This window comes from Micromonospora chokoriensis (assembly GCF_900091505.1).
GTDB lineage: Bacteria > Actinomycetota > Actinomycetes > Mycobacteriales > Micromonosporaceae > Micromonospora > Micromonospora chokoriensis.
The window spans coordinates 4,623,194-4,645,906 of sequence record NZ_LT607409.1; the positions used below are offsets into that span (position 1 = coordinate 4,623,194).

At 71.8% G+C, this 22,713-nt stretch carries 17 protein-coding genes and 1 tRNA gene; 13 read left to right on the forward strand and 5 right to left on the reverse strand.

What is annotated here, in order from left to right; all coding sequences use genetic code 11:
- Positions 1-20: 20 nt before the first annotated feature.
- The 3 genes from GA0070612_RS21295 to GA0070612_RS21305 all read left to right on the forward strand — a co-directional run bounded on the left by GA0070612_RS21295 (position 21) and on the right by GA0070612_RS21305 (position 3,821).
- On the forward strand, positions 21-1,805 hold the full coding sequence (locus GA0070612_RS21295) for a DUF4012 domain-containing protein (protein ID WP_231924284.1): 1,785 nt from the start codon (positions 21-23) through the stop codon (positions 1,803-1,805).
- Between the two features lie 13 nt (positions 1,806-1,818).
- A complete protein-coding gene (locus tag GA0070612_RS21300) occupies positions 1,819-2,442 on the forward strand; it encodes a hypothetical protein (RefSeq protein WP_088989521.1) in 624 nt (207 codons plus the stop codon).
- An 821-nt stretch (positions 2,443-3,263) separates the two neighbouring features.
- The gene (locus GA0070612_RS21305) at positions 3,264-3,821 is read left to right on the forward strand and encodes a hypothetical protein (RefSeq protein WP_088989522.1); all 558 of its coding nucleotides are present in this window, start codon (positions 3,264-3,266) and stop codon (positions 3,819-3,821) included.
- A 69-nt stretch (positions 3,822-3,890) separates the two neighbouring features.
- Here the strand turns inward: GA0070612_RS21305 and GA0070612_RS21310 are convergent, their stop codons facing one another.
- Both GA0070612_RS21310 and GA0070612_RS21315 read right to left on the reverse strand, forming a co-directional pair.
- Complete coding sequence (locus GA0070612_RS21310) at positions 3,891-5,315, reverse strand: MFS transporter (protein ID WP_088989523.1); 1,425 nt, start codon at positions 5,313-5,315, stop codon at positions 3,891-3,893.
- 85 nt (positions 5,316-5,400) lie between these two features.
- Positions 5,401-5,637, reverse strand: a complete 237-nt coding sequence (locus GA0070612_RS21315) for a hypothetical protein (protein ID WP_030491902.1) — start codon at positions 5,635-5,637, stop codon at positions 5,401-5,403.
- 299 nt (positions 5,638-5,936) lie between these two features.
- Here GA0070612_RS21315 and GA0070612_RS21320 point away from each other — a divergent pair, with 299 nt between their 5' ends.
- A complete protein-coding gene (locus tag GA0070612_RS21320) occupies positions 5,937-7,094 on the forward strand; it encodes a geranylgeranyl reductase family protein (protein WP_088989524.1) in 1,158 nt (385 codons plus the stop codon).
- Positions 7,095-7,173: 79 nt separating this feature from the next.
- Positions 7,174-7,347 carry a hypothetical protein gene (locus GA0070612_RS31915; RefSeq protein WP_167393658.1) on the forward strand — a complete coding sequence of 58 codons (174 nt, stop codon included), beginning with the start codon at positions 7,174-7,176 and terminating at the stop codon, positions 7,345-7,347.
- Between the two features lie 54 nt (positions 7,348-7,401).
- On the opposite strand, the gene GA0070612_RS21330 is transcribed toward GA0070612_RS31915, so the two are convergent.
- Entirely contained in the window at positions 7,402-9,192 is a 1,791-nt protein-coding gene (locus GA0070612_RS21330; protein ID WP_088989526.1) for a bifunctional metallophosphatase/5'-nucleotidase, read from the reverse strand.
- A gap of 194 nt (positions 9,193-9,386) precedes the next feature.
- On the opposite strand from GA0070612_RS21330, the gene GA0070612_RS21335 reads away from it, so the two are divergent.
- Positions 9,387-10,289 (forward strand): SDR family oxidoreductase, encoded by a 903-nt coding sequence (locus tag GA0070612_RS21335; RefSeq protein ID WP_088989527.1) that lies wholly within the window; start codon positions 9,387-9,389, stop codon positions 10,287-10,289.
- Between the two features lie 121 nt (positions 10,290-10,410).
- Here GA0070612_RS21335 and GA0070612_RS21340 read toward each other — a convergent pair whose 3' ends face one another.
- Positions 10,411-11,103, reverse strand: a complete 693-nt coding sequence (locus GA0070612_RS21340; RefSeq protein ID WP_088989528.1) for a nucleotidyl transferase AbiEii/AbiGii toxin family protein — start codon at positions 11,101-11,103, stop codon at positions 10,411-10,413.
- On the reverse strand, positions 11,067-11,408 hold the full coding sequence (locus tag GA0070612_RS21345) for a hypothetical protein (protein ID WP_088989529.1): 342 nt from the start codon (positions 11,406-11,408) through the stop codon (positions 11,067-11,069). Before GA0070612_RS21345 ends, GA0070612_RS21340 begins: the two co-directional genes overlap by 37 nt.
- A gap of 1,058 nt (positions 11,409-12,466) precedes the next feature.
- On the opposite strand from GA0070612_RS21345, the gene GA0070612_RS21350 reads away from it, so the two are divergent.
- From GA0070612_RS21350 to selB, 7 genes are all read left to right on the forward strand, one after another.
- Positions 12,467-13,030, forward strand: a complete 564-nt coding sequence (locus GA0070612_RS21350) for a hypothetical protein (protein WP_088989530.1) — start codon at positions 12,467-12,469, stop codon at positions 13,028-13,030.
- A gap of 962 nt (positions 13,031-13,992) precedes the next feature.
- Entirely contained in the window at positions 13,993-17,265 is a 3,273-nt protein-coding gene (gene fdh / locus GA0070612_RS21365; protein WP_269458291.1) for a formate dehydrogenase, read from the forward strand.
- Positions 17,213-18,223 (forward strand): 4Fe-4S dicluster domain-containing protein, encoded by a 1,011-nt coding sequence (locus GA0070612_RS21370; RefSeq protein WP_088989533.1) that lies wholly within the window; start codon positions 17,213-17,215, stop codon positions 18,221-18,223. Before fdh ends, GA0070612_RS21370 begins: the two co-directional genes overlap by 53 nt.
- Positions 18,220-19,461, forward strand: a complete 1,242-nt coding sequence (gene nrfD / locus GA0070612_RS21375) for an NrfD/PsrC family molybdoenzyme membrane anchor subunit (protein ID WP_197699209.1) — start codon at positions 18,220-18,222, stop codon at positions 19,459-19,461. The genes GA0070612_RS21370 and nrfD overlap by 4 nt, the downstream gene beginning before the upstream one ends.
- 38 nt (positions 19,462-19,499) lie before the next feature.
- Positions 19,500-19,595, forward strand: a tRNA-Sec gene (locus tag GA0070612_RS31555).
- A 22-nt stretch (positions 19,596-19,617) separates the two neighbouring features.
- Positions 19,618-20,922 carry an L-seryl-tRNA(Sec) selenium transferase gene (selA, locus tag GA0070612_RS21380; RefSeq protein WP_088989534.1) on the forward strand — a complete coding sequence of 435 codons (1,305 nt, stop codon included), beginning with the start codon at positions 19,618-19,620 and terminating at the stop codon, positions 20,920-20,922.
- Between the two features lie 2 nt (positions 20,923-20,924).
- Positions 20,925-22,703, forward strand: coding sequence for a selenocysteine-specific translation elongation factor (gene selB / locus GA0070612_RS21385; RefSeq protein ID WP_088989535.1), 1,779 nt, complete (start codon positions 20,925-20,927; stop codon positions 22,701-22,703).
- Positions 22,704-22,713: the final 10 nt, after the last annotated feature.

Sequence of the window (22,713 nt, forward strand, 5' to 3'; positions counted from 1 at the left end):
TCCCCGGTTGGGAGTGTGGTGTGACGGAAAGCGAACGGCCGACCCGGCGGCGGAGCCGGTCCCGGCGCCGTCGGCGTGCCCGACTGCGACGCGCCCTCCTCAGCGCCCTGGTCGTCGGCTCGCTGCTGCTGGCGGTCGGCGGTTGGGTCGGCTTCCGCGGCTGGCAGGCGCGCGCCCACCTGCTCAACGCCGCCGGCCTTGCCCGGGAGCTCAGCGCCCAGGTCGTCAGCGGAGACACCGACCGCGCCCTGCGGACGCTCGGCGCTCTTCAGGAGCAGTCCCGCGCGGCCCGGTCCGCCACCAACGACCCGAGCTGGCAGGTCGGCCGGCGCACCCCAATGGTGGGTGACGACCTCGACGCCGTTCGGCAGATCGCCGCCGCCATCGACTCGTTGGCGCGTCAGGCGTTCCCGACCCTGCTCCGGATGGACCTGACCAGCCTCGTCCCGACCGGCGGTCGACTGGACCTGGCCCGGCTCAGCGGAGTCTCCGCCGAGCTGGCCCGGGTCAACGAGTCGGTGCAGGGTACGCGCCGGGACCTCGCGATGGTGCCGGCCGGCAGGCTGGTCAGCCAGGTCCGGCAGGCGCTCGTCGACCTGCGTGGCGAGATCGACCGCCTGGCCGGTCTCACCAAGGCGGTGGACCAGGGCGCCCGCCTGCTGCCGCCACTGCTCGGCGCGAGTGGACCGCGGCGATACCTGCTGGTCTCGCAGAACCTTGCCGAGCTGCGCGCCACCGGCGGCATGTTCGGCGCGTACGCGGTGATCGAGGCGGAGAACGGCGCTGTGAAGATGGGTAAGCAGGGCAGCACGTCCTCGCTCGGCCGCTTCACCCCACCGCTGAAGGTGCCCGCCGAGACCCGCGCGCTCTGGACCGACCTCCCCGGCATCTACCCGGCCGACGTCAACCTGTCTCCGCACTTCCCGACCGCCGCGGCGCTGTACCGCGAGATGTTCCGTCGGAAGACGGGCACCACCGTCGACGGCGTGCTCGCCGTCGACCCGGTGGTGCTGTCCTATCTGCTGAAGGCGACCGGCCCGGTGCTGGTGCCCGGCGGTGTCCCGCTGGCCAGCGAGAAGGTCGTGCAGACACTGCTCAACGACAGTTACCGACGGCTCGACGTCAAACAGCAGGACGACTTCTTCGCGGCGTCGGCGGCTGCCGTCTTCGACGCCTTCTTCAAGAAGAATGTCAACCCACGGGTGTTGTTGTCCGCATTTGACCGTGCTATCACCGAACGCCGGATATTGTTCTGGAGTGCCCGACCTGAGGAACAGCGGACGTTCGGCGACAGCCGGATGGCCGGGACGCTTCCGGAACAGGACACCGTGCCGACGGTCGGCGTGTTCCTCAACGACGGCAGCGGCGCGAAGCTCGGCTACTACCTACGGCAGACGGCGAACGTGACGGTCGGCGAATGCCGCCCCGACGGCCGCCGCGAGCTGCGGCTCCGCGTGACCCTGCGCTCCACGGCACCGAAGTCCGGACTCACCGAGTCCGTCCTCGGTCTCGGTATGGCTGGTGATCCGTACACCGTCCGAACGTTGGTGTCGATCTTCAGCCCAGCAGGCGGAGCGGTGCTCGAGGCCCGGCTCGACGGGGTCGAGACCGCCGTTGGTAGCGGCACCGAACGTCGCCGTCAGGTGGCGACCGCCAGCGTCGACGTCGCCCCCGGCGCCGAGAGGGCGTTGGAGGTGACCGTGTTGACGGCCAAGACCGGCGTCGGGCAGGCCGAGCTGTGGCTGACCCCCACCGCCAGCCCCTGGACCACCCAAGTTCATTCCGCACCAAGCTGTGAACAGTAGGAGGGAACCAATCATGCGGCTATCCCGCATCATCATGGCGCTCACGGTCGGCCTGGCCGTGGTTGCCGTGCCGACGGCAGCGGGGGCGGCACAGCCGCAGCCGACGCCCAGCACCGGCCCGACCCAGCCGCCGCCGTACCCGCCGACCGCCGCATCGCTGACCGTCAACCGGCCGACGATCTACCTCGGCGAGACGGTGGTGCTGACCGGCACCAACTTCGGCCCGAACGAGACCGTCGACATCGCGGTGACGGTCACCCCGCTGGCCGCTCCGGCCGGCGGTCAGGCTCCGGCTCGCCGCAGCGACGGCAGCACCGTGGCCATGGCCCCGGTGGCCTACCAGGCGAGCGCGCCGCTGAACTTCACGGCGTACACCAACGCCCAGGGACGCTTCACCAAGAGCTACAAGCCGTCGGTGACAGGGCTGCTGACCTTCACCGCGACCGGCCGGGAGTCCGGCCGTACCGCCTCCACCGAGCTGCGGGTGCTGCCCAAGAAGCAGCCGCTGCCCGTCACGGGTGACAGCCTCGGCACGCCCATGAAGCTCGGCGGTGGCCTGGTCGGCGCCGGAGCGATCATGTTGCTGCTGACCATGGCCTGGCGTCGCCGCCAGCGCCTCGGTGGCGCCGCGCACTGATCCGCACCACCGGGCTAAGCCCGGACCGCACTGAAGCTGACGCCCGTCGGAGAACTCCGGCGGGCGTCAGCCCTGTGCCCGCCCTATCGGGTTCTGGCCCGACTGTGCCCGTCTTGTCGCGTTCTGCGCGGTTCGTCGGGCCGATCGGTGCGCGGGCCGTTCTGTGCGACGTCGCAGGCCGATCGGTGCATGGGCCGTTCGCCCCCCATCGTGATCGACTCGGTTTCGGTGAAGTCGCGGTATCAATCCCTCGCGGATACCCCGACTTCAGCGAAGTCGTGTGGATCATGCGTGAGTCGGAGTGTTCTGCCTGCCGGTCGGGGTGGTTTGGTGCCTCGGTCAGGTGGGGCCGTGCGTTTTGTCCGGCGTGGGTGGTATCGGCGTGTGGTCGGGGGCACGTGTCGGCCGGAATCATGGCCGGGTCGGGGTCGTTACACACCCTGACGATGGCAGGACCGCGGCCTGTCGGCGCGATGGTCCGCCCCCGGGGAATGACCCCTGGTCCCGGGTGGTTACACCTGGACCCCGGCCCGACCGGCGCCCCGTTTCACCGGCGGATGGGCCGACCCCGGAATGACCCCCGGTCCCGGGTGGTTACATCTGGACCCCGGCCCGACCGGCATCCCGCTTCACCGGCGGATGGGCCGACCCCGGAATGATCCCGACCCCCGGGTCGTTTCACAGGGACCCGGCGCCGCGAGCCCACTGCTGGTCGGCTGCCGATGATCCCCCTCTTCAAGGCTTTTGTTGCAGCGCCGGACGAGGTGCTCTCACCCGTGTCCCCTTGGGCGGGTGTCTTTACCCCCGAAGGAGCTTCCCTCATGAACACGATCATGCGTAAGAGTGTGCTGTCCGTTGCGGGTCTGGCGTTCGCCGGTGGTGTGTTCGCCGGTCCGATCGCCGCCCACGCTAACCCCGTGGATGCCAAGCCCGCCGCCGCCGTGCAGGCGGGTGTGTCGAAGCCGCAGGGCGAGCAGTCGCGCATCTCCCTGGACGGTGAGCAGACTGCGAACGTGAAGGCGATCATCGCCGCGACGAAGAAGGCCGGTCTGCCGGAGCGGGCCGCGGTGATCTCGATCGCGACGAGTCTGCAGGAGTCGAAGTTGGAGAACCTGGGCCACCTCGGCGACGCCAACGACCACGACTCGTTGGGCCTGTTCCAGCAGCGCCCGAGCTCGGGTTGGGGTACGCCGGAGCAGATCACCGACCCGGCCTACTCGACGACGGCGTTCCTGAAGGGTCTGAAGCAGGTCGACGGGTGGCAGGACATGCCGCTGACCGAGGCCGCGCAGACCGTGCAGGTCTCGGCTTACCCGGACGCGTACGCGCAGTGGGAGCAGCAGGCCACCGACCTGGTCGCCCAGTACTGGAACAGCTGACCCCCACCGAAACCATCCGACCGCTGGCCGGCACCCCCACCCGGGGTGCCGGCCAGCGGCGTACCCGAATCAGTGGTTGTGGTTGCGGACGATGTCGACCAGGGCGCAGATCAGCGCGAGCCCGATGATGCCGGTGGCCAGGACGAGGGACCGCTCGAAGGCGGTGGTCCAGTCGCCCCGGGTGTCGGCCAGCGACGAGAAGAACATCGAGCCGACGGCGGCGATACCGGCCGCCGCGCCGATCCGCTGGCCGGTCTGGAGCATGCCCGCGCCGCTGCCGGCCTGCGCCACCGGCACTTCGGAGAGGGTGATCGTCTGGTTGGGGGCGATGACCAGCCCGCTGCCGATGCCCGCGACGAGTAGTGGGCCGGCGGCCACCCAGGGTGCCGGGGCGTCCGGCGCGAGGCGCAGCGCGACCACGGTCGCGGCCAGCCCGACCACGACTGTGAGCAGGCCGATGGCGACCAACGGTCGGCCGAGGCGGTTGACGATGCGGCCACCGAGGACGGCGGCGGCCGCCGAGCCGAGGGCGAACGGGGTGATGGCCAGGCCGGCGACGAGCGCGCTGTAGCCGAGACCCATCTGGAGGAACAGCGTGAAGATGAAGAAGATGGCGGTGAAGCCGCCGAAGTAGACCAGCGCCAACAGTGCGCCCAGGGTGTACGACTGGAGGCTGAACAGCCGAAGGTCGAACAGGGGTTGGTGGTGGTGTTCGTACCGCCGCTCCCACAGCCCGAAGACGACCAGCACGGCCAGGCCGATCGGGATGAGCGCCCACTTCCAGGGGGTCTCCCACTGCTGTTCCTGCACGAGTGGGAGCAGGACCAGCACCACGCCCACCCCGAGGAGGAGGACACCGACGGGGTCGAGTTGACGCCAGCCGGGTTGACCGGCGGGGCGACCGGGCAGCAGCCGCCAGCCGAGGATCACCGCGAGGATGCCGACCGGCACGTTGACGAAGAAGACCCAGCGCCACCCGTGTTCCTCACCGCCGATGGCGATGAGCAGCCCGCCGAGCAACGGCCCGACCGCTGTGGAGATGCCGATGGTGGCGCCGAGCAGCCCGAAGGGGCGGGCCCGCTCCGGGCCGCGGAACAGTTGCTGGATGAGCCCGATGACCTGCGGGTTGACGATGCCGGCGGCGGCGCCCTGGAGCAGTCGGGTGACCACCAGCCAGGTCGGTGAGGTGGCGAGGCCGGCGAGTGCGCTGGTGATCGTGAACAGGGCGATGCCGAAGACGAACGCGTTGCGGCGGCCTCGGGCGTCGCCGAAGCGGCCGGCGGGGACCAGCGCCAGGCCGAAGGTGAGCGCGTACCCGGAGAGGACCCACTGCAGGTCGCTCGGGGAGGCGTGCAGCGCTCGGTCGATGGACGGCACCGCGACGTTGACGATGCTGACGTCGAGCAGCGTCATGAACGCGGCGACCAGGCCGACGCCGACGGCCTGCCAGCGCCGCCGGTTCTCGGTCGCCGTGACCGGCTGCGCCGCGCTCATCGTGCCCCCCGGTGACCGTTGATCGCGCATCTCTGAGCGCTACCCGGGTCAGCGGGGGGCGAACCGTCTCGTGGGGTTCCGCCGGTCACGCCATCTGGCGGGCGCAGAACCGGGGGCCGAAGTCGAGACCCGCCATCGGTGAGTCCTCGCGGTGCAGCAGGCCCTTCTCGGTGAGCAGGTGCAGGGGACTGCCAACCTGCTCCTCGGTCAACCCGGACTCCTCGGCGATCAGGTCCGGGTACGGCACCTGTCCGCGTGCCTCCAGGGTGGTGACCGCCTGGTACACCCGTTGCTCGGCCTCCGACAGTTGCACCTGCTGCATGGTTCCTCCTCCGTTCGTCCGCCATCGCGGGGCGGCTGCCGTGCGCCGGTTACCCCCTCGCTGACCGAAGATGCACACCCGATCGGGCGGTCGGCGGGTCCGACGGTGGCGGCCCGGCGTGCCGAAGCCGTGTGTCGACGTCCCGGGCCGGCCTGCGGCGGGCCCGGACGACGACCGGACGCGTCGGGGATCCGCCCGGCTACAACCCGGTAGCCGGACGAATCCCCGCCGTGCCGGACCGCCGCCTGGACTCCGCCTCGGCTCGACCGAGGACGTCGACACACGGCTAGGCTGCTGTCGTGATCGTCTGGGACCTCGTCGTCGTCGGCGCCGGCCCCGCCGGGCTGTCCGCGGCACACGCCGCTGCCCGTGCCGGTGTCTGCACACTCGTCGTCGAGCGGGCCGCGCACCCGCGGTACAAGACCTGCGGCGGTGGCCTGATCGGCACCTCCCTCGCGGCCGTCGCGGATCGGATCGAGGTGCCCGCGCACGACCGGGTGGACCGTGTCACGTTCACCCGCGAGGGTCGCCGGGAGTTCACCCGCCGCAACGACGGTCCGGTCGTGACGATGGTGCGTCGCGAGGAGTTCGACGACCGGCTGCGCGAGGCGGCGGTCGCCGCCGGCGCGCAGATGCGGGAGCGGGTCGCGGTCCGCGCGATCGAGCAGGGCCCCGAGGGGGTACGCCTGCGGCTGGCCGACGGTACGACGATCGCGGCGCGGACGGTGATCGGCGCCGATGGGTCGTCGGGGGTGACCGCCCGACACGTCGGGGTCCGCTACCGGCAGGTGGACCTGGGGCTGGAGTTGGAGATCCCGGTGCCTCCGGCGGAGCAGGAGCGGTGGCGGGGGCGGTTGCTGCTGGACTGGGGCGACATGCCGGGCTCGTACGCCTGGGTCTTCCCGAAGGGTGACCGCCTGACGGTCGGCGTGATCGCCGGTCGGGGAGCGGGGGAGGGGACCCGGGAGTACCTGCGGCGGTTCGTCGACCGGTTGGGGTTGACCGGGTTGCCGGCGGAGCACGATTCCGGTCACCTGACCCGGTGCCGCGCGGACGATTCACCGTTGCGCAACGGCCGGGTGCTGGTGGTCGGGGATGCGGCGGGGTTGTTGGAGCCGTGGAGCCGGGAGGGCATCAGCTTCGCGTTGCGGTCCGGCGGGTTGGCCGGCGCGGCGGTCGCCGACGGTGACCTGGCCGGGTACGAACGGGCGGTCGCCGCGCGGTTGGTGCCGGAGATGCGGGCGGGGTTCCGGCTGTTGGACGTGTTCACCCGCCGCCCGGACGTGTTCCACGCCCTGTTGGCGACTCCGCCCGGCTGGCGGATGTTCGTGCAGTTCTGCCAGGGGCGGGCGAGCTTCGACGAGATGCTGCGCCGTCGGTCCATCCGGGCCGCCCTCGCCGTGCTGGACCGACTGCCCGCACCGCGCCGTCCCACAGCTGTTCTCCCAGGATCCTAGGACGGCTGACAGGGTGTGCGCGCTGTCGGTCCTGAACGACCGGCTCGGTGGACAATGACAGGGGAAGCTGGAGGTGCCGATGGCCGAGCAGCCGTTCACCGACGACGAGTACGCGTTCCTGCGCCACCTCCGGTTCGGGGAGTTGCCGCCCGCTGTGCGTCCCGACGAACGGGTGGCCCTGACCGAGACCGACCCCGGGCGGGACCGCCCGGAGGGGTCCGAGGACCCGGTCCGCTGGAACGTGCAGGGCTGACAACAGCAGACGGGCCGTGGGTGTCGCCACCCACGGCCCGTCTGTGCCGCGCGATCAGAAGACCGGCACGCCCTCGCGTACCAGTCGCCAGTTCGGCTGGAAGAAGTCGGCCGGGTCGATCGTCCCCTTGGCCTGCGCCCAGTCGATGAGCAGCTGACGGATCTCCTGCTGCGCGTTGTAGACCTGGGTCTTCACGATGCCGGGGAAGTTGCCGCCGCCGCTGCGGCGGTAGTTGTTGACCGCCACGACGAACTGCGCGCCGTCGGCCACCGGGGTGTCGGTGCCGGCCAGCACCAGCCGGGTGATCCGCTGCCCGACCGGCCGGGAGATGTCGATGTCGTAGTCCACGCCGGAGAAGACGTCGTAGTTGTAGTCCGGCACCGCCGGGTCGCTGATCTGCTCCGGGTCGACCGGGGCACCCGGCGCGACGGTGCGGAAGTACTTGGCCGAGTACTCCAGGTACGCGCGCACCTCGGCGCCGCTGAGCACGACCGCCTCGAGGGTGTTGTCGTACACGTACAGGCCGGCCACGTCGCGGATCTTGACGTCGCCGGCGGGGAAGACGGCGGTACGGCTGAACGGCGCCGCGATCGACAGCACCGGCAGGTCCGCGTACGCGGTGCCGGCCAGCGCCGCGCCGACCACCTCGGTCTGCACATGGTTGATGAAGTCCAGGATCGGCGTGTCCTTGTACCGCGACTCCGCCGCCGACAGCTCGACAGTGGACTGCGCGACCACCTGGTTGACGTACGCGATGGTCTTGGCGTGCTGGGCCCGCACGGCCGCGAGGACCTTCGGGTCCTCGACCACCGTGTTGGTGTTCAGCATGCTGGCGGCCTTCTTGGTGATCGCCCACCGGCCGCGCTCGCGGGTCAGGGTGAAGTCCATCCGGGTGAGCCGCTGGCCCCACTTCGACGGCTCGGAGAGCAGCACCTGGGCGCCGGTGCGCTCGTTGGTGACGAACCGCTCGACCACCTCGTTGTGCGCGTGACCGAACAGGATCGCGTCGATACCCGGCACCTGCTGGGCGATCAAGGCCACCGGGTTCTCGTTCGGCAGCTCGGGGCCGTAGCTGGAGGTGCCGCTGTCACCGCCGTGCGCGGAGATCAGCACGAGGTCCGCGCCGCGGGCCCGCATGACCGGCACCCACTTCGCGGCGGTCGCGACCATGTCGTCGAAACGCAGCCGGCCCTCGACGTTGCCCTTGTCCCAGATGGCTACCCCGGGGTTGGTCAGGCCCAGGATGCCGACCCGCAGGGTGGGCGCGCCGAGACCGAGGGAGACCTTCTTGATGATGTACGGCAGGAAGGCCGGCTTGCCGGTCTTCGCGTTGACGGCGTTCGCCGCCAGCGCCGGGAAGCCGAGCTGACGGATCCACAGGTCCAGCAACGGCAGCCCGTAGTTGAACTCGTGGTTGCCCAGCGTCACCGCGTCGTAGTCGATGACGTTCATCGCCCGGGCCATCGGGTGCTTCTCCCCGGTGGCGGTGATCGGTTCCTGCTTGGCGTAGTACGTCGCCAGGGGAGTGCCCTGGATGGTGTCGCCGGCGTCGAGCACCAGCGTCGCCTTGCCGCGCCGCTCCCGACGGATCTGGTTGATCAGGGTCGCCAGCTTGGCGACGCCGACGTCGTTCTGCTTGCTGTCGTCGTACTCGGCGTCGCGGTAGTAGTCCCAGTTGTAGACGTTGCCGTGGGTGTCCGACGTGCCCAGGAGGGTGAGGTCCCAGGTGCGTGACCGGGCCGCGCCGGCCGCCTGCGCGGGCGCGGCGGCGATCAGCGGGGCGGTCGCCGCCGCCGCGGCGGCGACGAGCACCTGGCGACGCGACGGACCGGAGGGAGAGGTCATGACGTGCCTTTCCATGGGTGGACGCGCTTCGTGGGCGCCTCGCGCACCATAACCACCAGCCGACACTCCCGCCACGGCAGCCCCGACGGGTGCAGCGGTTTCCACAGGCCGGCCCGGGGTAGGGCGATCGGGGACGGATTTCGCGGGAGCGCCATCGCCTCCCGCGACGGCGCGAGGAGACTTCGGAGACATCGGTGACCGAGGATCAGCACACCCAGCAGGACCCGACCAGCCAGTACGGCGGGCAGTCGGGTCAGCCCGCACAGCAGCAGTCCGCGCCCGGCTCGACCGCGCGGATGAACCCGAAGCCGGACCACGGGGAGGAGTCGTACCGGGGCAGCGGCAAGCTCGACGGCAAACGGGCGCTGATCACCGGCGGTGACTCCGGGATCGGCCGGGCGGTCGCCATCGCCTTCGCCCGGGAGGGTGCCGACGTGCTCATCTCCTATCTCGACGAGGGGGAGGACGCCGACGCCCGGGAGACCGTTCGCCTGGTCGAGCAGGCCGGCCGGCGGGGCGTCGCGGTACGCGGTGACGTCACCGACGAGGCGCACTGTCAGGAGCTGGTCGATCGGGCGGTACGCGACCTGGGCGGCCTGGACATCCTGGTCAACAACGCGGCCTACCAGATGTCGCAGGACAAGGGGATCCTCGGCATCACCACCGAGCAGTTCGACCGCGTGCTCAAGACCAACCTGTACGCGATGTTCTGGCTCTGCAAGGCGGCCATTCCCCACCTCGGCGAGGGTGCGGCGATCATCAACACCGCGTCGATCCAGGCGTTCGACCCGTCGCCGCAACTGCTGGACTACGCGACCACCAAGGCGGGCATCGCCAACTTCACCAAGGCGCTCGCCGCCGACCTCGCCGAGCAGGGCATCCGGGTCAACGCTGTCGCACCCGGCCCGGTGTGGACGCCGTTGATCCCGGCCACCATGCCCGAGGAGAAGGTGAAGCAGTTCGGCACCGACACCCCCGAGGGTCGCCCCGGGCAGCCCGCGGAGCTCGCACCCGCGTACGTCTTCTTCGCCTCGCAGGAGTCCAGCTACGTGACCGGCGAGATCCTTGGCGTCACGGGCGGTCGGCCGACGAAGTGATCCGCGACCGGGGCGGTGCTGCTTCGGTGCCCGCTCCGGGCGCGGCTCGTTCCGCGTGCGTCGGTGTTCGGCTTGGGGCGACGCTTCTGTGCGGTCGGTGTTGCGGTGTGTACGTCGGCGGTCAGCGCGGCCAGGTGGCGAAGCGCCGCCGGACGTGATCGACGTCGGCGGCGCTCAGACCGTACCGACCGAACCGCTGCTCCGACAGCCGGTCCAGGTAACGCCCGGCGGCACGTACGTCCGCCGGATCCAGGGCCGGGTCGACCTGCCGTGCCAGCATCAGCAACTCGGTCACGTCGTAGTGCTCCAACGCCGCCGCCACGTCGATGAAGTCCCGGACCTCCCGCCGGTTGACCAACGCCGCGATCTTGTTCGCCACCAGGTCGCGTACGTCCATCACCGGGCCGAGGTCCATCACCACCGGGCTCTGCTGGCGGTCCAACCGGGCGAGGCTCAACCGGATCTGCCGGCCGTCGCGGCTCACCACGAAGTCCTTCATGTCCTGCTCGTACCCGTCGAACAGCTCAGCGAGATCCCCGTCGGGGTCGGCGTCGCTGACCAGGAAGCCGGCCCGCTCCAACGCCACCCGTACACCTGTGGACGCCGCCGCCGCGGCACCCTCCACGTCCGCGAAGAGGTCGACGTCCTCCGTCGGGCGGGCCACCAACCCGTGCGCCGCCCAGGCGACCCCGCCCCCCAACACGAACCGGTACGGTCCGGCGGCGGTGAGCGCCACCCGGGCGACCTCCCGGTAGAACTCGTGCAGATGCGGCTCGGTCACGCCGCGCGCAGGCCGCGGTGGCGGCTCTCCCATGCCTGGCGTACGCCACGGGGCAGGTTGAGCAGTCGCCACACCCGCCGAAGCGTGCGACCGTTGATGAGGACGCGCAGGTCCTCGGCGCGGGTGGTCTCGCGGAGCACGTTCTCGTACATCCAGAGCAGTTGGTCCGGGTCGTTGAGGTCGAAGGTGCGTTCGGCGTTCCACATCAACCGCACCGGCAACTCGACCACCCCGCGCGTGGGGCCGGCCAACTCGGCAAGCGTCCTCGCCACCACGGCAGGACGACCGGGCCGGGCCAGGAAGGCCACGCCGGTCGCAGTGGGGGAGACGGCCTGCATGGTGTCAGGGTAACGCCCACCGAAGCCGGTGTCGCTCAGGACGATCCCTACACGCTCCAGGGACGGTCGCCGGACCCGCTCGCGGGGGCACTGACCGGCCCCGTTGCAGCGGCGCTGTTCATGGCTAGCGTCGTCTATGGGCTGGGTTGTGCGGTGGGCTGGGTTGTGCGGTGGGCGGCCTTGTCGGTGGGCTGCCTTGTCGGTGGGCGGCGCTGTCGGTGGGCTGCCTTGTCGGTGGGCGGCGCTGTCGGTGGGCTGCCTTGTCGGTGGGCTGGGTTGTTCGGGGGTTGCGTTGTCCGGTGGGTCGCGTTGTCCGACGGGCCGCACTCTTCGCTGGGCCGTGCTGTTGGGAGGGCCGCGCTTTCCGTGCGTCCCTTGGCGGGCATGGCGTCAGCCCTGCGCGTGGTGCTTCGTCCGAGCGGCGACTGCCGGTCTGCATCTGACCGTTGCCCAGGTCCGATTTGTCGGCGTTGGCCCGCCCGCGTGCCTTGATCGACTCCGTTTCGGCGAAGTCGCGGTATCAAACCCTCACGGATACCGCGATATCGGCGAGGTCGTGTGGATCATGCGCGAGTTGGGGTGTTCTGCCCGCCAGTCTGGGTGGTCTGGCACCTGGGGTAAGGCTTGACCGTCGGTTTTGTTCCGTGTGGGTGGTATCGGCGTGTGCTCGGGGGCACGTGCCGGGCGGAATGATGGCCGGGTCGGGGTCGTTGCACACCCTGACGGTCGCAGGACCACGCCCCTGCCGGGGGCGATGGTCCGCCCCGGGAATGGCCCCCGGCCCCGGGTCGTTACACCTGGACCCCGGCCCGACCGGCACCCGGCTTCACCGGGTGCCAACGGAACCGGCCGACCCCGGGAATGACCCCGGTCCCCGGGTCGTTGCACACGGACCCGGCGCCGCGAGCCCTCCGCTCGCAGGCCGCCGACCCCGGTGCGACACGCCCCCGATTGTCGGTCACCGAATCCCAAACTTTCCCGTTTGTTGCAGCGCCGGACGAGGTGCTCACACCCGCGCGATCTGGGCGGGTGTCTTTACCCCCGAAGGAGCTTCCCCCATGAACACGATCATGCGTAAGAGTGTGCTGTCTGTTGCTGGTCTGGCGTTCGCCGGTGGTGTGTTCGCCGGTCCGATCGCCGCCCACGCCGCTACTGCGACTGTGGACGCCAAGCCTGTTGCCGCTGCGGTGCAGGCGGCGCCGAAGCCGCAGGGCGAGCAGTCGCACATCACCCTCAACGATGAGCAGACCGCGAATGTGAAGGCGATCATCGCCGCCACGAAGAAGGCCGGTCTCCCGGAGCGGGCTGCGGTGATCTCGATCGCGACGAGCCTGCAGGAGTCGAAGCTGGAGAACCTGGGCCATCTCGGCGACGCCAACGACCACGACTCGCTGGGCCTGTTCCAGCAGCGCCCGAGCAGTGGTTGGGGCACGCCGGAGCAGATCACCGACCCGGCCTACTCCACCACCGCGTTCCTCAAGGGCCTCAAGCAGGTCGACGAGTGGCAGGACATGCCGCTGACCGAGGCCGCGCAGACCGTGCAGGTCTCCGCCTACCCCGACGCGTACGCCCAGTGGGAGCAGCAGGCCACCGACCTGGTCGCCCAGCACTGGAACAGTTGACCCACCGCAACACCGCAACATCGATTGCTGGCCGGCACCCACACCCGGGTGCCGGCCAGCGGCATATCCACCACCGCGCACCGCCAACACGCAAAGGCGGTGGCACCGCCGCCGCCGCGCACCGCCACCGCCGCGCGGGCGCGGGGGGCGGCACATCCACTCCGAGATCTTGGACAGTTTCCGTTCTCGCTGAACGGAAACTGTCCAAGATCTCGCGGTTCTGGGTGCTGGAACCGTGCGGCTGCCGCGCTTCGGCCCGGCCCGGCCCGGCCCGGCCCGGCCCCGGGCCGGATGGTCGTGCGGTGATACGGCGGCGGTCAGACAGTTCGGGGCGCTCGGTCGTGTGGCGTCAGGTGGCTGCCAGGCAGCGACAGGCAGGCGGCCAAACGGCGGGCCCGCGCTGCCCGGCGAGCAAAGCGCGCCCGGTGGGCAAAGCGCGCCCGGTGGGCAAAGCGCGCCCGGTGGGCAAAGCGCGCCCAGCGAGCCTGCGCCCGGCCGGCGACAAAGCACGAACGGTGGGCCCGCGCCGCCCGGTGGGCCCGCGCCGCCCGGTGGGCCCGCGCCGCCCGGTGGGCCCGCGCCGCCCGGTGGGCCCGCGCCGCCCGGTGGGCCCGCGCCGCCCGGTGGGCCCGCGCCGCCCGGCGGGCAAAGCACGCCCGGCCGGTCCCGCCCCCCGTCGCAGCCAGGGCGGCATGTCGGGAACAAGGTCGGGGTCGGGCTGGTTGTGGAGGGTGTCGGTGTGACTCAGTGTCCCCGGGCCTCACCTATATTGCCCTCGCGGAATACCGTTCGGCTGGAGCCGCGTCGTGCCACTCGCCGAGAGGCGACCTGCACACCGACACCAGCGCCGCCCCCGGTCCGCAAGGCCGGGGGCGGCGCTGTCTGGCAAGGGCCCTAACTCGCGAACATGTCTCAACTGGCCTATGTTCATGTGGTCGCTCGCGTGGGAGGGGGTGTCGGGTATGGGGCTGCGGACCTTCATCGAGGGTTGGCCGGTCTACCGGCAGCTCACCGGCACCGATCCGCTGGGCCGGGGCGCGGCGGCGAAGTCGGCCGGGTCCCGTGCGCTCACCGCTCGTACCGAGGACGCCGACAGTGTGGCTCGTTCGATCTGTCCGTACTGCGCTGTGGGTTGTGGGCAGCGGGTGTTCGTCAAGGACGGGCAGGTCAGTCAGATCGAGGGGGACCCGGACAGCCCGATCTCGCGGGGTCGGCTCTGCCCGAAGGGTTCGGCCAGTAAGAGTCTGGTGACGAGCCCGTTGCGGCAGACGACGGTTCGTTACCGCCGTCCGTACTCGACGCAGTGGGAGGATCTGGAGCTCGACACCGCGCTCGACATGATCGCCGACCGGATGCTCGCCGCGCGCGAGCAGACGTGGGAGGACGTCGACACGCAGGGCCGGCCGCTCAACCGTACGCTGGGTTTCTCCAGTCTGGGTGGGGCGACGCTGGACAACGAGGAGAACTACCTCATCAAGAAGTTGTTCACCGCGATGGGGGCGCTCCAGATCGAGAACCAGGCCCGTATTTGACACTCCGCCACCGTCCCCGGTCTGGGGGCCAGCTTCGGTCGTGGCGGTGCGACGGATTTCCAGCAGGACATCGCCAACGCTGACGTCATCGTCATCCAGGGTTCGAACATGGCCGAGGCGCACCCGGTGGGTTTCCAGTGGGTGATGGAGGCCAAGCGTCGCGGCGCGAAGGTGTTCCACGTCGACCCGCGCTTCACCCGGACCAGTGCTGTCGCTGACGCGTACCTGCCGATCCGGGCGGGCACCGACATCGCGCTGCTCGGTGGGGTGGTGCGGTACATCCTGGACAACGAGTTGGACTTCCGGGAGTACGTGCTGTCGTACACCAACGCGGCGACGATCGTCAGTGAGGAGTTCAGCGACACCGAGGACGGTGACGGTTTCTTCTCCGGCTTCGACCCGGAGACCGGCACGTACGTGCAGGACAGCTGGCAGTACGAGGGGCACGAGGACTCGTCGGGCAGTGGGCACACCGCGAAGGAGCGGGACACCGCCGCCGGCCTGGAGCACGAGTCGCACGGCGCGGAGGTCGGCGGGCGGACCCGGCGGGACGAGACGTTGCAGCATCCGCGCTGCGTCTACCAGATCCTGAAGCGCCACTTCGCCCGTTACACCCCGGAGATGGTGGCGCGGGTCTGCGGCATCCCGCAGCAGCAGTTTCTGGAGTTGGCCCGGGCGTGGACGGCGAACTCCGGTCGGGAGCGCACCGGCATGCTGATCTATTCGGTGGGGTGGACGCAGCACAGTGTGGGTGTGCAGTACATCCGCACGGGCGCGATCATCCAGTTGTTGTTGGGCAACATGGGTCGCCCGGGTGGTGGGGTGATGGCCCTGCGGGGGCATGCCAGCATCCAGGGTTCCACCGACATCCCGACGTTGTTCAACCTGCTGCCGGGTTACCTGCCGATGCCGCACCACGCCGAGCACCCGAGTTTCGACGAGTGGGTGGACAGCATCCGGCACCCGGGGCAGAAGGGTTTATGGGGCAACGCGCGGTCGTTCGCCGCCAGCCTGCTGAAGGCGTACTGGGGTGACGCGGCGACGCCGGAGAACGACTTCTGCTACGGCTACCTGCCCCGGTTGACCGGGGATCACGGCACGTACCAGCAGGTGCTCAACATGATCGACGGGAAGATCAAGGGGTACTTCCTGCTCGGTCAGAACCCTGCTGTCGGCTCCGCGCACGGCCGAGCGCAGCGGCTGGGCATGGCCAACCTGGACTGGTTGGTCGTCCGCGACCTGTTCATGATCGAGAGTGCCACGTTCTGGCAGAACGGCCCCGAGGTCGCCACCGGTGAGATCGTGCCGGAGGAGTGCCGCACGGAGGTGTTCTTCCTGCCCGCCGCCTCGCACGTGGAGAAGGAGGGCACGTTCACCCAGACGCAGCGGTTGTTGCAGTGGCGGGAGAAGGCCGTCGAGCCGCCGGGCGACGCCCGCTCCGAGCTGTGGTTCTTTTACCACCTCGGCCGCAAGCTGCGGGAGAAGCTGGCCGGCTCACCGCTGCCGCGCGACCGGGCGTTGCTCGACCTCACCTGGGACTACCCGACGCACGGTCCGCTCGCGGAGCCGAGCGCCGAGGCGGTGCTGCGCGAGATCAACGGGTACGACGTGGCGACCGGCCGCCCGCTGTCCAGCTTCGCGGAGGCCCGCGCGGACGGTTCCACCGCCGTCGGCTGCTGGATCTACAGCGGGGTGTACGCGGACGGCGTCAACCAGGCGGCCCGGCGCAGGTCCCGGCACGAACAGGACTGGGTGGCCGCCGAGTGGGGTTGGGCGTGGCCGGCGAACCGGCGCATCCTCTACAACCGTGCCTCGGCCGACCCGGACGGCAACCCGTGGTCCGAGCGCAAGCGCTACGTGTGGTGGGACGCGGACAAGGGCGAGTGGACCGGCTACGACGTGCCGGACTTCGAGAAGACCAAACCGCCGTCCTACCGGCCACCACCGGGTGCGTCCGGGCCGGAGGGCATCGCCGGTGACGATCCGTTCGTCATGCAGGGCGACGGCAAGGGCTGGTTGTACGCGCCGAGCGGTGTCCTGGACGGCCCGTTGCCCACGCACTACGAGCCGGTGGAGTCGCCGGTGCGCAACCCGCTCTACGGGCAGCAGGCCAACCCGACCCGCAAGATGTACGCGCATCCGGTGAACTCGGTGAACCCGAGCCCACCGCAGGAGCACGATCAGGTGTTCCCGTACGTGTTCACGGTCAGCCGGCTCACCGAGCACCACACCGCTGGTGCGATGAGCCGGATGGTGTCGCCGCTGGCCGAGTTGCAGCCGGAGATGTTCGTCGAGGTGTCCCCGGCCCTGGCGACCGAGGCCGGTCTGACGCATCTGGGCTGGGCGCACCTGGTCAGCGGTCGGGCGGTGATCGAGGCGAGGGTGTTGGTGACGGACCGGCTCACCCCGTTGCGGGTGGACGGCCGGGTCATCCATCAGGTGTGGTTGCCGTACCACTTCGGTTTCGAGGGTCTGGTGACCGGTGATTCGGCCAACGACCTGTTCGGCATCAGCCTGGATCCGAACGTGCTGATCCAGGAGAGCAAGGTCGGCACCTGCGACGTGCGGCCCGGCCGTCGTCCGACCGGCCCGGCGTTGCTGGACCTGGTCGCCGACTACCAGCGGCGCGCCGGGATCACTCCGGGCCATAATGCCCCGGCGGTCACCACCGACGACGAGGGGAAGGAGTGCGGTGCTTCCTGACCCGAACAGCCTGTACGGCCCGTTGGATCCGGCGCCCGACGCGGGCTATGTGGACGCGCCGCCGCGGATGGGGTTCTTCACCGACACGAGTGTGTGTATCGGTTGCAAGGCGTGTGAGGTGGCCTGCAAGGAGTGGAACGGTGTGCCGGAGAGCGGCCTGGACCTGCTCGGCATGTCCTACGACAACACGGGTGCGTTGACCGCGAACTCGTGGCGGCACGTGGCGTTCGTCGAGCAGCCCGGCCCGGCCCGGCAGCACCCGTCGTCGGCGGACGTGCTCGGCGAGCCGGTCGACGGTGGCCCGCAGCGGTCGGTCGACGCGGGGCCGCAGTTCCTGGGGATGCCGGGTGCGCAGCCGCCGGGTCGGGGCACCGGTGTCGAGGGGCGGACGGATTTCCGGTGGTTGATGATGTCGGACGTGTGCAAGCACTGCACGCATGCGGCGTGTCTGGATGTGTGTCCGACGGGGTCGTTGTTCCGGACGGAGTTCGGGACGGTGGTGGTGCAGGAGGACATCTGCAACGGGTGTGGGTACTGCATTTCCGCGTGTCCGTACGGGGTGATCGATCAGCGTAGGGGTGATGGTCGGGCGTGGAAGTGCACGTTGTGTTACGACCGGTTGGGTGCGGGGATGACGCCGGCGTGTGCGCAGGCGTGTCCGACGGAGTCGATCCAGTACGGGCCCCTGGATGAGTTGCGGGAGCGGGCTGCGGCCCGGGTGAGCACCCTGCACGAGCGGGGTGTGCCGGAGGCGCGGCTGTACGGGCACGACCCGAACGACGGCGTCGGCGGTGACGGGGCGTTCTTCCTGCTGCTCGACGAGCCCGAGGTGTACGGGTTGCCGCCGGACCCGGTCGTGACCACCCGGGACCTGCCGGCCATGTGGAAACGCGCGGGTCTCGCGGCCCTCGCGATGGCGGCGGCCACCGTCGCCGCGTTCGTCGGAGGTTCCTCGTGAGTCCCCAGCACCCCGAGGTGGGTGACCTGTTCCGGCGCTTCCGGGACCGGCTGGCCGCCGAGGGTTCCGACCGACCGGGCGTCTCGGCGCGGCCGGAGACCGGGGCCGACGGGGCGCCGACGGGTGCCGACGACCACCGTCCGCACGCGAGCACCCCGCAGCACGCGACCACCCCGCAGCAGGACATCGCCGCGCGGCACCGGGCCGCCCGACCGCAGGGGACCTCCGCCGACCAGCCCGGTCGACGCGCTCGCCGCCGACGCGGCGGGCGCGGCGGCGAGGAACTGCGGGTACCGGAGGCGGAGTTCACGTCGTACTACGGTCGGCCCATCCTCAAGGGGCCGGTCTGGAAGTGGGACATCGCCGCGTACCTGTTCACCGGCGGGCTGGCCGCCGGGTCGTCGCTGCTCGCGGCCGGTGGGCAGCTCACCGGGCGGCCGGCGTTGCGTCGCGCCGGACGGGTCACCGCGCTGGCCGCCGTCAGCGCCAGCGCCGTCTTCCTCGTCAAGGACCTGGGCCGCCCGGCCCGGTTCCACCACATGCTGCGCGTGGCCAAGCCGACCTCGCCGATGTCGATGGGCACCTGGATCCTCACCGCGTACGGGCCGGCGGCCGGTGTCGCCGCGGTCGCCGAGGCCGCCGGAGTGCTGCCACGCCACGGCCTGCTCGGGCTGGCCGGTAGGGCCCTGCCGTCGGTCGGGCACGCCGCTGGGCTGCTCGCCGCCGGCACCGCGCCCGCGCTGGCCACGTACACCGGGGTGTTGCTGGCCGACACGGCGGTGCCGTCGTGGCATGAGGCGTACCCCGAGTTGCCGGTCATCTTCGCGGGCAGCGCGCTGGCCAGCGGCGCGGCCGTGGGTCTGCTCGCCGCGCCGCCGGCCCAGGCCGGGCCGGCCCGGCGGATGGCGGTGGCCGGCGCGGCCCTGGAGCTGTACGGGACCCACCGGGTGGAGAGCCGTCTCGGCCTGCTCAGCGAGCCCTACCGGTTGGGCCGCCCCGGTCGGCTGCTGCGCGCCGCCCGGTTGCTCACCACCGGCGGCGTCGCCGGTGCGCTGCTCGGCCGGCGCAGTCGGGTGGTCAGCGGACTGTCCGGTGTGGCGTTGCTGGCCGCGTCGGTCGCGACCCGGTTCGGCATCTTCTACGGCGGTGTCGCCTCGGCCCGCGACCCCCGGTACACGGTGGTGCCGCAACGCGAGCGGGTGGAAGGCCGCCGAACCGACGGCGGAACTTCCACCTGACCGGGCGGCCCCGCCCGCGCTGTGATCGAATGTCCGGTGGAGGCGTTCAGGCGGCTGGTGCCCCTCCCGGTCTTCAAAACCGGTGTGGTCCGGGACCCGGGCCAGGCGGGTTCGATTCCCGTCCGTCTCCGCCAAACCAGTGCAGGAGATGACGTCATGGGCGACGGGCCGACGGACCCGCGACGGCGGGTGCCCCGCACCGACACGCTGCTCGCCGATCCCCGGCTGGCCGCCGCCAGCGCGACGTTCGGCCGGGACCGGGTCAAGGCGGTCGTCGCCCGCGCCCAGGAGCGGGTCCGCCGTGGTGAGCTGCGCCCCGACGAGGCACGCGACGCGGCGGTCGCCGCGCTGCCCGCGCCCGGGCCCCGGGTGGTGCTCAACGCGACGGGGGTCGTGCTGCACACCAACCTGGGCCGGGCGCCGCTGTCCGCCGCCGCGGTCGCCGCGGTGGTCGCCGCTGCCGGGCACACCGACGTGGAGCTGGACCTGACCACCGGCCGGCGGGCCCGTCGCGGCCGCGACGCCCTCGACGCGCTGGCAGCCGCCGTGCCCGACGCGGGCGCCGTGCACGTGGTCAACAACGGCGCCGCCGCGTTGGTGCTGGCCGCCACCGCGTTGGCCGCCGGCCGGGAGATCGTCGTCAGCCGGGGTGAGCTGGTCGAGATCGGCGACGGGTTCCGGCTGCCCGACCTGCTGGAGAGCACCGGGGCGCGACTGCGGGAGGTGGGCACCACCAACCGCACGACACTCGCCGACTACGCCGCGGCGCTCGGCCCGCAGACCGGCTTCGTGCTCAAGGTGCACCCGTCGAACTTCCAGGTCACCGGCTTCACCTCGGCGACCCCGGTGCGACAACTCGCCACCCTCGGCGTGCCCGTCGTGGCCGACATCGGCTCCGGCCTGCTCACCGCGGATCCGCTGCTGCCTGACGAACCGGACGCGGCCACCACCCTGCGCGCCGGCGCCGCGCTGGTCACGGCCAGCGGCGACAAGCTGCTCGGCGGCCCGCAGGCGGGCCTGCTGCTCGGTGACGTCGACCTGGTCGCGAAGCTGCGCCGGCACCCGCTGGCCCGGGCGTTGCGGGTGGACAAGCTCACCCTGGCCGCGCTGGCCGCGACAGTGCACCAGCCGGACACACCGACCCGGGCCGCGCTGCACGCCGACCCGGGTGCGCTGCGCAACCGGGTGGAGCGGCTCCGCGACCGGCTCGGCGCGGACGGCCGCAAGGCGGAGGTGGTGCCGGCCGTCGCGGTGGTCGGCGGCGGCGGAGCACCGGGTGTCGAGCTGGACTCGTGGGCGCTGAGCCTACCCGAACGGTACGCGGGGCCGCTGCGCACCGGCGAGCAGCCGGTGCTCGGGCGGGTGGTCCGGGGTCGGCTCCTGCTCGACCTACGGTGCGTGCCGGCCGAGGCCGACGAGGTGGTCCGGGCGGCAGTGCTACGCGTACCCGGGGACGACTGACAGTGTTCGTCGTCGCCACCGCCGGACACGTCGACCACGGCAAGTCGACACTGGTCCGGGCGTTGACCGGGATGGAACCCGACCGGTGGGCCGAGGAGCGCCGCCGGGGGATGACCATCGACCTGGGTTTCGCCTGGACGACGCTGCCGTCCGGGGGCACCGTCGCCTTCGTCGACGTACCCGGGCACGAGCGGTTCGTGCCGAACATGCTCGCCGGCGTCGGCCCGGTGCCGGCGGCGCTGATCGTGGTGGCCGCCGACGAGGGGTGGATGCCGCAGTCCGCCGAGCACCTGGCCGCGCTCGACGCGCTCGGTGTCGCGTACGGCCTGCTGGCGGTGACCCGCGCGGACCTCGCCGACCCGGGGCCGGCCACGGCCCGCGCCCGGGCCGAGATCGCGGCCACCAGCCTCGGCGCGGTGCCCGCGGTGGCCGTCAGTGGTCTGACCGGCGCGGGCCTGCCGGAGCTGCGGACCGCGCTGGACGGTCTCGCCGCCCGGGTGCCCGCCCCCGCGGTGGACGACCCGGTGCGTCTCTGGGTCGACCGCAGCTTCACCGTGCGGGGCAGCGGCACCGTGGTCACCGGCACCCTCGGCGGTGGCCGGCTGCGGGTGGGCGACGAGTTGGAGGTGGCCGGGACCGACGAACCGGTCCGGGTACGCGGCCTGCACTCCCTGGGCGAGGCCCGACCGGAGGTGCCGGCGGTGGCCCGGGTGGCCGTCAACCTGCGCGGTACGCCCCGCGACCGGCTCGGCCGTGGCGACGCCCTGCTGACCCCCGGCCGGTTCCACCGCACCGACCTCGTCGACGTGCGACTCACCGGCGACCCCGCGGCCGACCTGCCGGCCACCCTCACCCTGCACGTCGGGTCGGCGGCGGTGCCGGTGCGGGTCCGGCCGCTCGGCCCGGACACCGTACGGCTGCGGTTGGCCCGCCCGTTGCCGCTGCTGGTCGGTGACCGGGCACTGCTGCGTGACCCGGGCCGCCACCACGTGACAGGGGGGGTGCGGGTGCTGGACGTGGCGCCGCCACCGCTGGCCCGCCGGGGTGCCGCCGCCGCCCGCGCGCAGGTCCTGGCGGAGCTGGACGGTCGTCCGGACCTGGCCGGGGAGTTGCGCCGCCGCCGGCTGGTCCGGGCCGGCACGTTGCTCCGGATGGGTGTGCCGGTGCCCACCGGGCGGGACGGCCCGGCATGGGCGGCGTCGGTGGCCGGTGACTGGTTGGCCGACCCGGAGCACTGGCGGCGCCTCGGCGAGCGGGTGACCGAGGAGGTCGCCCGCTACGCCCGGGACCACCCGTTGGAGCCCGGGATGCCGGTGGACGCGCTGCGCCAGCGCCTCGCCCTGCCCGACCGGGTGCTGGTCGAGGCGCTGGTCCGGCCGCCGCTGCGGATCCACGCCGGTCGGGTCGGGACGGCGAGCGTCGACGCGTTGCCGGAGCCGGTGGCCCGGGCCGTGCAGCGGGTCCGCGCCGAGTACGGCGACCGGCCGTTCCGGGCCCCCGAGGCGGACCGTCTCGTCGACCTGGGTCTGGGCCCCCGGGAGATCGGCGCCGCGGTGCGGGCCGGCGCCCTGCTGCGGCTGGCCGACAACGTGGTGCTGCTGCCCGACGCGCTCGACGGAGCGGTCCGGGTGTTGGCCGGGCTGCCGCAGCCGTTCACCCTGTCCGCGGCGCGGCAGGCGTTGGACACGACCCGTCGGGTGGCCGTGCCCCTGCTGGAGTTGCTGGACCGCCGCGGCGCGACCCGACGACTGCCCGACGACGCCCGGATCGTCGTCACCTGAGCAACCGGCC